Source organism: Bacillus sp. JJ1503, assembly GCF_036965125.1.
Classification (GTDB): domain Bacteria; phylum Bacillota; class Bacilli; order Bacillales; family Cytobacillaceae; genus Cytobacillus.
Window position 1 is genome coordinate 1 of sequence record NZ_JBALOZ010000314.1, and the last position, 12,845, is coordinate 12,845.

Sequence of the window (12,845 nt, forward strand, 5' to 3'; positions counted from 1 at the left end):
TACTTAACTTCTTGAAGTGGGGATCTTACAGCCCGTTAATCTGCGATAAATCACAAATTACGTTGAAAAATCAAAATAATTTCTTTTCAATAATCTAGGCTGCGCCATTAAATTTGTAAAAGTTGTTTCTTGGCCGATCTCTCTCGTATTGATAAGAAACAATTGGTCATCAATTTCTTTAACTAGCTGATCTGTTTGGTATTCCATCTGACAATCGTGACAAAAGACGGTTGGGACCTCACTAATTTTTATCGCTCTTGAACCATCGGGCAGCTCCCAATAAACATCCCCGTTTCCGGTATTAATCTTTTCACTATCACACCAGGCACAAGTATCCTTCACTAAATTCCCCCCTCTTATTCGCTGGCAATAGCTTTTATTTCTGAATCAACAGGTTTTTGCTTCACTTGCTGTGCCATGAACTTCTTCTCTTTTAGCTGATCCCGCTTTTCTCTTTTATCCTTTAATGATAAGTGTGAAGGATCATGCTCATATTTTTCCCGGCGCTCAAGTCGTACTAAGCCTTCAGGGACAAGGTTAAATTTCTGATCATTCATTAATGCTGCAATACCAACCTTTGATCGCTTCTCTTCCATATCTGGATACACTTCCTTAAAGTATCCTTCCGCGCGACCTGGAATATAGTTCTCTGGTTCTGGATAAGTCGTAATAACACCCTCAAAATTTCGGAGAACTATTTTATCTGCACTTTGTGATATTAAATAATTTGGCTGCAGAGCTATCTTCCCACCGCCTCCGGGAGCATCAACGACAAAGGTTGGAACGGCATAACCTGATGTGTGCCCTCGTAGACCTTCAATAATCTCAAGCCCCTTTGAAACCGGTGCACGGAAATGTCCGATTCCCTCAGACAAATCACATTGGTAAATATAATATGGACGGACCCTAATTTTTACGAGGTCGTGCATAAGTCTCTTCATAATTGGTACACTGTCATTTATTCCAGCTAGTATCACAGATTGATTTCCAACTGGTACACCAGCATTTGCCAGCATCTCACAGGCTCTTTTCGATTCTTCTGTTATTTCAATCGATGTATTGAAATGAGTATTTAGCCAGATTGGGTGGTATTTTTTCAAAATATTGCAGAGGTTTTCGGTAATTCTTTGCGGAAACACGACAGGCGCTCTTGTTCCAATTCGAATAATTTCAACATGATCAATTTCGCGCAGGTTTCTTAAAATATATTCCAATATATTATCATTAATCAAAAGCCCATCACCGCCAGAAATGAGAACATCTCTAACCTGTGGGGTATTTCTAATATAGTCTATCGCTTCATCCAGCTGTTTTTTAGGAACACCCATTCCAATCTGTCCGGAAAAACGGCGTCTCGTACAATAGCGGCAATACATGGAGCATTGATTGGTCACAAGGAAGAGAACACGGTCTGGATAACGATGCGTTAGTCCGGGAACTGGGGAGTCTTCATCTTCATGGAGCGGATCCTCCAGGTCATATTTCGTCTTGTAAATTTCCTGTGAAATGGGTACTGATTGCATCCGAATCGGGCAGCGGGGATCATCTGGATTCATTAATGAAGCATAGTAAGGAGTAATATTCAAGGGAATAGTCTTAGTTGAAATTCTCACTCCTTCTTCTTCAGCAGGGGTTAGATTAATAACTTTCTTTAAATCATCAACCGTACGAACAGTATTTGTTAATTGCCATAACCAATCGTTCCATTGCTCTTCAGTTACATCCTTCCAAAGCTCAATATCCTTCCAATGGCGACCAGGCTTATATAAAAATGATTTCATCGTACTCCTCCTCAAAAATTTCTTATTAACAAAACATGCAAGTACTGTGCCAAATTATTAAATCCTTATACAATTTATGCCTAATTGGCTTAATAGGTCCTGTATTATTAAAGCTTAGAGCTATGGATTTTTTTTGAGAGGGCATTTTTCAGCAAAGAGGCCAAGAAAAAAATGCCGATAATCCGGCATTCATTGAGGATATGGTTAAAGCTGGTGAACCTTGTTTATTTCGAGCTTTATCATCTTGTATTGTAGGGTCTGTCTGGGAATTTCCAAGAGCTTTGCAGCCTGTTTAACATTCCCATCTGATTTCTTAAGAGCATCCATAATAAGCTTTTCTTCAAGCTTCTGCAAATTATCTCTTAAGGATAAGCTGTGATTTTTTTCGTCTATTTTCAACGTGCGGAAGTGTTGCTTCATCATCACAGGGAGGTCATCCGTGGTTAGCAAATCTCCTTCACATACATTCATCATGTATTCAATGGCATGCTTAAATTCCCTAACATTCCCCGGCCATTTATAGGCAAGGAATCGTTCAAGAACTTGATTGTCCGCACCTTTAACTGTTTTCTTTAATACCTTATTAAAGAATGAAACAAAGTGGTCGAGCAGATATATGATATCTTCTTTCCTTTCCCTTAATGGAGGCAACCTGAAGGTTAAAACATTTAATCGATAGAAAAGATCATCCCTTATTTGCTGACTCTCCATAGCCTTTTGAGGATGAATATTCATCGCTGCAATAATTCGAACATCAACAAAGGTACTCGCTGTACTTCCAACCCTTCTCACATGCCCATCTTCCAAAACACGGAGAAGCTTTGCTTGGAGTTCAATAGGCATTGTATGAATTTCATCTAAAAAAAGCGTGCCTCCATCTGCAAGCTCAAACAAACCAGAACGGTCAACAGCACCTGTATAACTGCCTTTAGAAGTACCGAATAATATGCTTTCCAGCAATGATTCCGGAATGGCCGCACAGTTCTGAGCAATAAATGGCCCATTGGCTCTTAAAGATGCATGGTGAATTCCTTGTACAAATAGCTCCTTCCCACAACCGCTTTCACCAAATACCATGATGGGAGAGTCTGATTTTGCCAGCTTCTTAGCCTCATGTTTAACTTCAATAAGCTCATGACTCACAGTTATTAGATTGTCTAGTGTGTATTGCGTGCTGCTAGAAGATTTTCTTTTACTCTTCGCAGCAGACTTCATCTTTTTCTGTAAATCAATTAAGCTCTCAGAAAGGAGCTTTAGTCTGGAATAATCTTTTGCAATTTCAACTGCACCAACCGTTTTCCCATTTACTCTAATAGGCAATGTTGTATTTATCGTATCGATTTGGTGGCCATGTGCATTAACATATGACTGTGATTGATTATAAATGGGCTTATTTGTTTTGATTACTTTTAATAGTGTACTTGTTTGCTCAGTTAATGAAGGAAATGCTGTTAACAGCGGCTTTCCTAATACTTCATCTACATTCATTCCATCATGCTTCGCGGCAATTTCATTATAATAAATGGTCTTCCCGTCTATATCTACTACATGAATTCCCTCATCTATTCCATTCAAAATTGCAGAGAGAACCTCTCTTGATTTCACATGTATTTCAGTGATTCTCATCCCCTCCCCGCTAATATATATGAGCATGTGCCTAAAATTAGTCATTTTGATGCCGAAAATCTGGCATTTACAATTTACAACACCCGAGAATCATATGAAATTCATCTATTTAGAGAAAGGTCCTTTACCCATACATTCATATCCTCAAGCTTGTCGAAAATATAGCAATTATTTGTAAGCCTGCCCCTATAGCAGTAGCCAAGCTGATGAAGTGCTGCATTCATTCCGAATGATAAAGCCCTGGCAATCGAATAGGCACAGTACACCCCATTTGCTTTCAATTCTATTTCAAGCTTTTCTAATAAAATTTTCATGAGACCATGCTTTCGATGTTGAGGCAATGTCGCACAATCGGTTAATTCTGCATTTTTGTAAAAGTCATTCACTTCAGCCGAGGCAGCACTTACAATCTTGCCATTGAACAGGAAGCCATAATAGATTGTTCCTTCTTTCATCGTTTCAATAATATAATTTGGATCATTAAGCGGTGTTGGATAAATTTGAAATACTTCTTGATAAAGGGCTGCAAGAGTTTCTGCATCATCTGAGCTGAGCTTCTTAAGAATATATTCCTGTGGTGGTTTCACTGATTTTAAGTATTGTTCAAGCTTCATGACGTTTTCTGTTATGGAATCTTCTTTTAGCCAGTGAACGCTTGTCCTTCTCTCGGTTGTATAATATTTGCAGAAAAAAAACATATCAGAGCCCAGAAAATAGCGGTCAATCATCGCTTCACACGAATAACCGTACATAATCAGCAAGGGGAATTGTTCTCTTCTTCCTTTCAGAATCAATTTTTCCACTTGCAGCTCTTTTGCCATTTCTTCAGCTTTTGCCATTCCTTGTGAAATATCTCCATATAAATCGTCTACACGAATTCGTTTATTAAACAAATCAACATACACCTTCATCGTATAATTCTCTTTTTTAATCAATTGCACTTCAGCAATTGATTCCATAATACATTCCTCATTTCTAAAAAGGGGCCCCACCCCCGGCCCCTTTATAAATAATTTTTTATGCCATTTCCTCGTAAACCCCACACCAATTAATGATCGATAAGGCAATGATTTCCGCAGCTTCAAACATATCGTCAATGGAAATATACTCATTTACATCATGGGCAGCCGCGGTGACCCCTGGACCAAATACAACGACAGGCGTGTTACCTACAACCGAAAGGATTCCGCCATCTGTTCCCCATGGAGATGCCTCAATAATCGGCATTGTCGTTTTTACTTGTTCAAATGCTGCCGAAATTGTTTCCATTAGAGGATGATTTTCATCTAAATTTCCTGGCAGCCATCTGCCGCCAAACCACTCAACTTTCGGCCGATTTTCATTTAGCCACTGATCTTTCTTAACCAATTCCTCTAAGGCATCTGCCAGCTCCTTCTCAGCATCCTCCATTTGTTCATGAGGGGCAACACCCATTCTTCCTTCAATGATCGCAATATCAGGGACAGAGGATGGCCATTCTCCGCTGTGAATTTTTCCAATATTAATAGGAATAGGGATAGGAATATGCTGATAAAGGGGGTCTAATATTTTCTCATTTCTTCTTTTCTCCAATTCTTGTAATTTTTGAATGACAAGCACCATTTTCTCTATCGCACTTACTCCTTCATATCTAGTTCCACCATGAGCTGAACGTCCTTTTACTGTGATGCGAAACCACATGGATCCTTGCTGTTTTGGAAACAGCTTCATATTTGTCGGCTCAGGGATAATGGCGCCATCAGCCTGGTACCCTCTTAACACAGCTGCCAGAGTTCCAGCCCCGCCGCTTTCTTCTTCAATTACACTTTGAAAAATTACATCCCCTTTAAGCTGTATCTCAAGATTGATTATGGCCTCTATAGCGAGAAGCAGTGCCACAGAGCCCCCCTTCATATCAGTCGATCCCCTGCCATATAATTTTCCATTTTCGATGTGGCCACTAAAAGGGTCATGAATCCAATCATTCCGGTCCCCCTCTGGAACTACATCGATATGTCCATTTAATATGAGTGACCTTCCTCCGCCAGATCCTTTAAGGACCCCAATCACGTTTGGATTTCCTGTAAAATCCTTTCGATCAGAACAGAATTTAGGGTGATTCATTACCTGTTCATCGCCTATTTCCCAAATATCAACTAGAAGACCGAGCTCTCTGCACTTTTCAATGATGATCGCCTGAGCTCTGCTTTCATTTCCGCGAATGCTGCCTTCCTGGACAAGTCTTTGAAGAAGATATATCCCTTTTTTTCGATTCCTGTTCAGCCATTCCTTTATTCCTCCTTGCATCCCACCGCTCCTCTCTATGCTACCAAATTCTGCTTGTTTTTGTTAATCTATGAATCTAAGGTGATCGCTTATTTGAAATTCACAGCCAGTTTTTGCTTTTATTTCATTAATTGTATATGGTGAGAATATTTCGGTTAACACTAACCCCTCTGCCGTCACTTGAAAGGCAGCCATCTCTGTAATAATGATGTTAACACAGCTTGAAGAGGTTAATGGAAGGGAGCATTTCTTCACTATTTTCGCTTTTCCATGCTTATCCGTATGACTCATTACAACAATCACTTTTTTGGCCTTTTGGGCGAGTTCCATTGCCCCGCCCATTCCAGGAACCTTCTTACCAGGAACGATCCAATTGGCTAAATCGCCTTTTTCGCTTACTTCTAGTGATCCTAAGATGGTCATATCCACTCTTCCTCGTCTGATCATGCCAAAGGAAATAGCACTATCACAATAGGATGCACCTTCGATAACGGTCACTGGAAACCCGCCAGCATTACAAAGATTCTCATCCTCCTCCCCTTTTATTGGGCTTGGCCCCATACCAGTGATGCCATTTTCCGCATGAAAAATAACGTTCATTTGTTCAGGCAAATAATTAGGGACAAGGGATGGAATGCCAATACCTAGATTCACGACCATTCCATCTTTAATCTCCTCTGCTGCGCGCTTAGCAATTCTATTGCGAATATCTATTCCCATGCCCATTTCCAATTCACTCCTTTTGAAGGAACAATATAATCAACAAAAACTCCTGGTGTTACCACTTCATCTGGATCTAGGCTTCCAACAGGGACAATTTCCTCCACCTCGGCAATGGTTATGTCTCCTGCCATTGCGACAAGGGGATTTGTATTACGTGCACTTTTATCGTAGATGAGATTTCCGAACGAGTCGGCTTTCTTTGCAAATACTATGGATACATCACCGGTTAATGCTGTTTCGACTAGATATTGTTTATTGCCGAGAATGATTTTCTGCTTATTGCTGGATACCATTTCATTATCCATCCCAATATCTGATAAAATTCCACCTAATCCCACTCCACCAGCTCTTATTCTCTCTGCAAGAATTCCTTGTGGAGAAAATTCAACCTCTAGTTTTCCTTCTGTCATTAATTGTCCAGCAACTGGATTTGATCCAATATGAGAAGCAATAATTTTCCGAGCTCTCCCTTGGCTAACAATTTTACCTATCCCAATATGAGGAAATCCAGTATCATTCCCAATCAATGTAAGATTTCTTATTCCCTTCTCTAGAATCCCATCGATAATCGTTGGAGGAGAGCCTATTCCTCCGAATCCGCCAAACAAGATGGTCATTCCATCAGTGAAATACTCTAATGCTGCTTCGATCGAAATTATTTTTTTGAAGGAATTATCCATTACTTGCCCCCTCCTCAGTTGATAAATATTGTTCAGCAAACGATTCAAAAGTGATTTGTAAACGCTTTAGTAATTCATCTATTTCTTGGAAAGTAATCGTAAGAGGAGGTGCAATTAAAACGGCATCCCCATTCATTCCATCAATGCCTGCACCTGCCGGATAGATAATCAACCCACAAATTTGCGCAAGCTGGATTAATTTTTGCGTAAATAGAAGGGATCGCGGGAAAGGCGTTTTATCTTCTAGATTTTGGACAAATTCCAACCCGATCATAAGCCCTTTTCCACGAATATCTCCAATAAACGGGAACTTTTCTTGTAATTTAGCAAGTTTTTCTATTAAGTAATTACCCTTTTGATCAACCTCTTTAATAATTTCGTTTTTATCTAAGTATTCAAGAACAGCTAGGGAAACTGCACATGACTGGGGGTTTGCACTTAAAGTATGTCCGCTCATGACGATTTTTGAACCAGAGAGGATGGGCTCCATCACCCGTTCGCTTACTAACGCAGCTGCAATTGGGGCATACCCGGCACCCATTCCTTTTCCTAATGCAACAATATCTGGCTCGATGCCCCAATGCTCACAGGCTAACATAGCACCCGTTCTGCCAAAGCCGGTCATCACTTCATCCGCAATAAAAAGAATCCCGTTTCTATCACAAATTTCTTTAATGACCTGATAATAGCCTTTTGGAGGGGTAATAGCAGCACCAGAAGCTCCAATGATCGGTTCAGCAATAAAGGCTGCAATATGTTCGGCGCCTATACGTTTTATCACTGTATCAAGCTCATGTGCACAAACATACCCGCAATCTGGCGCCTCTCGATTATATGGACAGCGATAACAATAGGGAGGATGAATAACTGGAAAATCTTCAAGAAGCGGAATAAATCTTGCCCTTCTGCCTGTATGCCCCGACATGGATAAGGCTCCTAAAGTAATCCCGTGATAGCTCATCCATCTTGATAATACCTTTGTCTTTGTGTGGATTCCCTTTTCTTGCCAATATTGAATAGCAATTTTCATTGCTGTCTCCGTTGCCTCTGAACCGCTATTTACAAAGAAACACCAGTTTAAGTCACCAATCGTTTGTTCGGCAATTTTTCGTGCAAGTTTTTCGGCAGCATCACTTGTAAACTGTGACCGATAGACAAATGAAACCCGCTTAGCCTGCTCATGCATGGCATCAATTATTTCCTTTACCCCATGACCGATATTTGCTGTAATGGCTCCAGATGATGCATCCAAATATTCCTTCCCATCTTGATCGTATAAGTATATTCCTTTGCCATAATCAATGACTGGATATATATTCTCCAGCACTGGCTTAATTAAATTGGACTTAATCATAAGCCCTCCCCCTTCATCAACTTGAGAAAGCAATTTCTTACCTTTAGGACAATACTAGATTATATGAGAAGAATGTTTGAATCTTTCATGGAGAAAACGAAAATAAAATAGGCAGATAGAAACAGGGAGGTAAAATAAAAAAAGACCGCTCCGAATCCGAAGACAGTCTTGAATATATTAGATGTCTTAACAAAAACTAAAACAGCTGGCACCGATGATGATTAATAGAATAAACAACACAACAATTAAGGCAAAGCCTCCACCAAAGCCACATCCGCCTACTGGTCCAGCAAAGGCACCCCCTACTGGATATCCATAACCAGGATAACCAGTTTCATAAGCACCAGCTACTGGATATCCGGCTCCAGGATAGCAAGGATCTGCACCAAAGCCACTTCCATAATACATATTCCTTCACTCCTCATCTTTTTTAAGGCATTTTTCCATATTACCTTATGAATTGGGAGCTTGACCTGTACGGGTATTTGCCTATTTTTTCAAAGTTACACATAAGAATAAAAGAATTGCCTCAAATATGCAAAAGAGACCTCATAAACTGAGATCTCATTATCTAACCATTAATACATTTTCTTTTTTGAATTTTTCATGCTTATGTTTATGCTTTTCCAGCGTTTCTTCTCTTCCAGCTGTGCCCGCTGATCTTGTTTTCTTTCTAAATAAGCCAATTCCCGTTGCAGCTTTTTATAGCTCGCAAGACGATTGCTATCGAGCAACCCATTATTAATAGCAAGTGCAACAGCACATCCAGGCTCTCGAGTATGGCTGCAGTCTCGATACTTACATTGCTCTGCTATCTCTTCAATATCTGTAAAGCTTTCCAACAATCCATCAGCACTTTCCCAAAGCTGAAGCTCCCTCATTCCCGGGGTATCGATTAACACTGTTCCACCTGGCAGCAGAACTAACTCTCGGTGGGTTGTCGTATGCCGTCCTTTATCATCATCTTCACGAATATCCTGTACCTTTTGCTTTTCATCACCTAACAGATAATTCGTTAAGGTTGATTTTCCAACACCTGATGAGCCGAGCAGTGCAATAGATTTTCCTGGGAGAAGATAAGGCTGTAGACCTTCAATTCCTTTTTCCTCCAGCACACTAACCGAAACAATCGGTACACCCATTGCAATACCTTCTACTTCAGAAAACTTTCCTTCAACATCATCACATAAATCAGCTTTCGTTAAAACAATAACTGGATTTGCACCGCTTTCCCATGATAAAAGCAAATATCTTTCGATTCTGCGTAAATTTAAATCATCATTTAAAGAATTTACAAGAAAGATTGTATCCACATTCGTAGCGACAATTTGCTCTTCTGTATTTTCACCGGCTGCTTTTCTTGAAAATTTACTTTTTCTTGGCAGCACCTTATGAATGGTGCCACGACCTTCATCATGACGAGCTTTCAAAACGACCCAATCTCCAACTGCAGGGTAATCTTCTCTAGAGGCTGCCATATAAGCAAACTTTCCAGCCACTTCACACAATAATTCGCCTTTCTCCGTCCAANNGTTCAAGTGAAACGCGTCCTACTGAATAGCCCTCTATTTTGTATGCTTCAAATTCCTTTTCAAAAAAATCATTAAAACCAATTAAATTTAAATTCAAGTTTTCTTCCTCCATGCAAATAAAATATAAAAAAACCATAGGCACCACAGCCCATGGTTTAATAAGCATAGAAAAAGAACATTCCTATCACATTAAACAGAATTAGATTGGGCTGTGCAAATATTAGAAACAATGAGATTGCTTACAATTAATAATTTTGTCATTGCACTTCACCCGCCTTTCATCTAATTAATTTTATTATATGGAACTTCTAACCATTTGTAAAGTGTTTTTACATCCAAAATTGGTTATGCCTAAATGATTGTTAAATAACAAGGAGATGACACCAACCTATGCCCTTTCGCATAAGTTATAGACGTATACACATCTAGATAGGAGCGAGGGGTATGTCTCGAAATCAAAATTATCATGATTTTTTACAAAAGGCTAGTTATTATGACCTACTTGCAAATTATTATAAATATATAAATCCTTCCAACCACATTGCTTATTATCAAAAGCATTTGCACTATATGAATATGGCAGCTCAAATGATGCGTACTCATACATTGCCCAACCAACAAGATAGAAACGTTCTAGGAAGAGTGCGTTTCATCCATGCTTCCATTGATGCCCCTAATGTAGATATCTATATTGATGGCATTCGGATATTAAAGGATTTCTCCCATAAAGAAGTAAGTAATTACCTTTCTTTGCCTGCAGGCAAACATCAAATTGATATTTATCCAACAGGCAATATGGTTTCGACCGTCCTTAGCCGAAAAGTAACGATTGAGCAAGGAAAACATTATACCTTAATTCCTTCTGGGCATGTAAAGAATCTGAAGTGGCTTGCCCTAGAGGACGACCCACGTGTGCCTAGAGGTGAAACAAAGATTAGATTCATTCATCTTTCTCCGGATGCACCTGCCTTAGATATCGCTGTTAAGGATAGGGATGTTATCTTTTCTAATATATCCTTCCGTAAACATACAAGCTATATTAGACTGACTCCTGCGACAGTGGACCTCGAAGCAAGAATTGCTGGGTCCTCTAATATTGCCCTGCCAATTCCACAACTACAATTAAAGCCCAACAAGGCATATTCCATCCTTATCGTTGGTTCCATTACGAGCGAACCCGGACTTGAAGTTGTCATCGTTAAAAATTAAAAAAGCATAATGCAAAGGTAGACCTGCCTTTGCATTATACTTTTTGATCGATTATTATTACTTGATCGGTACGAGCAGCGTGAAACGAATATCATCATTTTTCAAATCGAATTCATCAACCTTTACATGAATATCGCTTTTCAATTTCATTGTTTGTAATGAAACATAGATTCTTTCCTCGTTTGGCTGTATGGTAACCCAATTGGGCACTTTATATTTCTCCTTTACAAACTTTAAAACATAAGATACTGGCAATTGAAGCTGACCGACTGATATTGACTTCTGCTGTAGAAGAATATCCCCATTATCTAAAGCAATCGGTTCAAATGTAAGCTTCATTTGTATTTCTTGACTAAATACTGGAACAGACCCATACAACTCAACTTCATTATCTAAGAAAATTTGGTAATCAATTGGCCCCGTTAATCCTTCCTTATCAAGATAATGGTTGATTACTTGATTTAAGTCAGCCTTATCTGTTTGAATTCTAAATGGCACATGTGCATTTAAATCAATGTCTTGTGGTGAATAATGATCATCTTCAACAGGAGAATTGACAACCACCAATAACACTGCGATGACCATTATGTTAATCACTAATAAAAGGAAAAAGAGTTTTTTCCATTTTTGTTCCTTCAATTTCAATTCTCTCCATTCCCCACTGTGTAAAATCTTTCTGATAGCTTAGTTAAAGCTTCTTCTTTCAACTTATCATAAACACGGCCAGCAATAAGTTCATAGCCTTTATCATTTGGATGGAAATAATCTGTAAAGAGTAAATCCTCCGCATTTTTTTGAAAAAGATCATCAATTTCTACAAAAAACGTATTTGGATATTTTTCAAGGATTTCTTTACTCTCAGTATTCCATTCATCAACAATCTCATTAATTTCATTAATATTAGCAAACCAAGTAAAGAACGGATTATATAATCCAACCAAAACAACAAGGCTACTAGGGTTTTCCTTTCGAATCTTGAAGAGCGTATCAACCAAATTATCTTTAAATAGTTGATTTTGTTTTTGAAAGGCCTTCAAATTTAAACTTGAAAAGTTTTCATGGACGACCTTCATCATATCATTTCCGCCTATTGTTACAATGACGATATCTGCTTCTCCAATTGCAGTCTTTATCTTATTTGAATCTAGTCTTTTTAAGAGCTGATCTGAACGATTGCCTTTGACACCAAAATTATAAAAATGAGCATCACTTATTCCCTTATCTTCCTCTAATTTTTCTTTTAAGTATGGAATATAGCCACCTCTATTTGTACTGTCCCCTACACCTTCAGTTAGTGAGTCTCCAGCAGAAACAATTGTGATGTCATGGGGAATAAAATCCTCAGCCGGCATATTTTTTGCCGTCAGGACGGTTTGTTTTGCTTGATTTAGTTTACCAATTTCCGAAGAGGATTGAATATTGCATGAAGCAAGAATTAGTATGCTCATAATGAACATGGGGAATATGAATCTCATGTATTCACCCGCCTTTTTAAAATCGTAGACATCCTTCAGGTGGGGGTACGTCTATTTACCGTATTGATTATTATAACACGTTCATCTATATTCATGACAAAAAAAATAGACCTATGAAAGGTCTATTGTAAAGTCTTAATGTCATTAATAATTTCTTCAAAAGGGATGTCTTCAAGGCCGGAATATAATTTCATGATCTT

Annotated in this window: 12 protein-coding genes and 1 pseudogene; 1 reads left to right on the top strand and 12 read right to left on the bottom strand. The window is 38.9% G+C overall.

The genetic code is table 11. The features are described 5' to 3' along the window. Positions 1 to 57: 57 nt before the first annotated feature. The 10 genes and pseudogenes from V7149_RS21160 to rsgA form a co-directional block, all read right to left on the bottom strand. A complete protein-coding gene (locus V7149_RS21160) occupies positions 58 to 342 on the bottom strand; it encodes a YokU family protein (protein ID WP_335347570.1) in 285 nt (94 codons plus the stop codon). Positions 343 to 356: 14 nt separating this feature from the next. Next, the gene (gene ablA / locus V7149_RS21165; RefSeq protein ID WP_335347571.1) at positions 357 to 1,781 is read right to left on the bottom strand and encodes a lysine 2,3-aminomutase; all 1,425 of its coding nucleotides are present in this window, start codon (positions 1,779 to 1,781) and stop codon (positions 357 to 359) included. 204 nt (positions 1,782 to 1,985) lie between these two features. Then, positions 1,986 to 3,407 (bottom strand): sigma-54 interaction domain-containing protein, encoded by a 1,422-nt coding sequence (locus V7149_RS21170; RefSeq protein ID WP_335347572.1) that lies wholly within the window; start codon positions 3,405 to 3,407, stop codon positions 1,986 to 1,988. Positions 3,408 to 3,508: 101 nt separating this feature from the next. Next, positions 3,509 to 4,366 carry a putative beta-lysine N-acetyltransferase gene (gene ablB / locus V7149_RS21175; RefSeq protein WP_335347573.1) on the bottom strand — a complete coding sequence of 286 codons (858 nt, stop codon included), beginning with the start codon at positions 4,364 to 4,366 and terminating at the stop codon, positions 3,509 to 3,511. 58 nt (positions 4,367 to 4,424) lie between these two features. Then, positions 4,425 to 5,693 (bottom strand): peptidase, encoded by a 1,269-nt coding sequence (locus V7149_RS21180; RefSeq protein WP_335347574.1) that lies wholly within the window; start codon positions 5,691 to 5,693, stop codon positions 4,425 to 4,427. Positions 5,694 to 5,735: 42 nt separating this feature from the next. Next, entirely contained in the window at positions 5,736 to 6,398 is a 663-nt protein-coding gene (locus V7149_RS21185) for a 3-oxoacid CoA-transferase subunit B (RefSeq protein ID WP_335347575.1), read from the bottom strand. Next, a complete protein-coding gene (locus tag V7149_RS21190) occupies positions 6,383 to 7,075 on the bottom strand; it encodes a CoA transferase subunit A (RefSeq protein ID WP_335347576.1) in 693 nt (230 codons plus the stop codon). Before V7149_RS21190 ends, V7149_RS21185 begins: the two co-directional genes overlap by 16 nt. After that, positions 7,068 to 8,429 carry an aspartate aminotransferase family protein gene (locus V7149_RS21195; protein ID WP_335347577.1) on the bottom strand — a complete coding sequence of 454 codons (1,362 nt, stop codon included), beginning with the start codon at positions 8,427 to 8,429 and terminating at the stop codon, positions 7,068 to 7,070. The genes V7149_RS21190 and V7149_RS21195 overlap by 8 nt, the downstream gene beginning before the upstream one ends. A 186-nt stretch (positions 8,430 to 8,615) precedes the next feature. Continuing rightward, complete coding sequence (locus V7149_RS21200) at positions 8,616 to 8,837, bottom strand: YjcZ family sporulation protein (protein WP_335347578.1); 222 nt, start codon at positions 8,835 to 8,837, stop codon at positions 8,616 to 8,618. Positions 8,838 to 9,007: 170 nt separating this feature from the next. After that, positions 9,008 to 10,073 (bottom strand): annotated as a pseudogene (rsgA, locus tag V7149_RS21205) (ribosome small subunit-dependent GTPase A). Between the two features lie 332 nt (positions 10,074 to 10,405). Here rsgA and V7149_RS21210 point away from each other — a divergent pair. Then, positions 10,406 to 11,170 (top strand): DUF4397 domain-containing protein, encoded by a 765-nt coding sequence (locus V7149_RS21210; protein ID WP_335347579.1) that lies wholly within the window; start codon positions 10,406 to 10,408, stop codon positions 11,168 to 11,170. A 57-nt stretch (positions 11,171 to 11,227) separates the two neighbouring features. On the opposite strand, the gene V7149_RS21215 is transcribed toward V7149_RS21210, so the two are convergent. Both V7149_RS21215 and V7149_RS21220 read right to left on the bottom strand, forming a co-directional pair. Continuing rightward, a complete protein-coding gene (locus V7149_RS21215) occupies positions 11,228 to 11,809 on the bottom strand; it encodes a YpmS family protein (RefSeq protein ID WP_335347580.1) in 582 nt (193 codons plus the stop codon). A 2-nt stretch (positions 11,810 to 11,811) separates the two neighbouring features. Beyond that, on the bottom strand, positions 11,812 to 12,645 hold the full coding sequence (locus V7149_RS21220) for an SGNH/GDSL hydrolase family protein (protein ID WP_335347581.1): 834 nt from the start codon (positions 12,643 to 12,645) through the stop codon (positions 11,812 to 11,814). Positions 12,646 to 12,845 lie beyond the last annotated feature (200 nt).

Coding starts and splice junctions, on each gene's coding strand:
- ablA (WP_335347571.1), bottom strand. CDS start 1,781: ATGAAATCATTTTTATATAAGCCTGGTCGCCATTGGAAGGATATTGAG.
- V7149_RS21170 (WP_335347572.1), bottom strand. CDS start 3,407: ATGAGAATCACTGAAATACATGTGAAATCAAGAGAGGTTCTCTCTGCA.
- ablB (WP_335347573.1), bottom strand. CDS start 4,366: ATGGAATCAATTGCTGAAGTGCAATTGATTAAAAAAGAGAATTATACG.
- V7149_RS21180 (WP_335347574.1), bottom strand. CDS start 5,693: ATGCAAGGAGGAATAAAGGAATGGCTGAACAGGAATCGAAAAAAAGGG.
- V7149_RS21185 (WP_335347575.1), bottom strand. CDS start 6,398: ATGGGCATGGGAATAGATATTCGCAATAGAATTGCTAAGCGCGCAGCA.
- V7149_RS21190 (WP_335347576.1), bottom strand. CDS start 7,075: ATGGATAATTCCTTCAAAAAAATAATTTCGATCGAAGCAGCATTAGAG.
- V7149_RS21195 (WP_335347577.1), bottom strand. CDS start 8,429: ATGATTAAGTCCAATTTAATTAAGCCAGTGCTGGAGAATATATATCCA.
- V7149_RS21200 (WP_335347578.1), bottom strand. CDS start 8,837: ATGTATTATGGAAGTGGCTTTGGTGCAGATCCTTGCTATCCTGGAGCC.
- V7149_RS21210 (WP_335347579.1), top strand. CDS start 10,406: ATGTCTCGAAATCAAAATTATCATGATTTTTTACAAAAGGCTAGTTAT.
- V7149_RS21220 (WP_335347581.1), bottom strand. CDS start 12,645: ATGAGATTCATATTCCCCATGTTCATTATGAGCATACTAATTCTTGCT.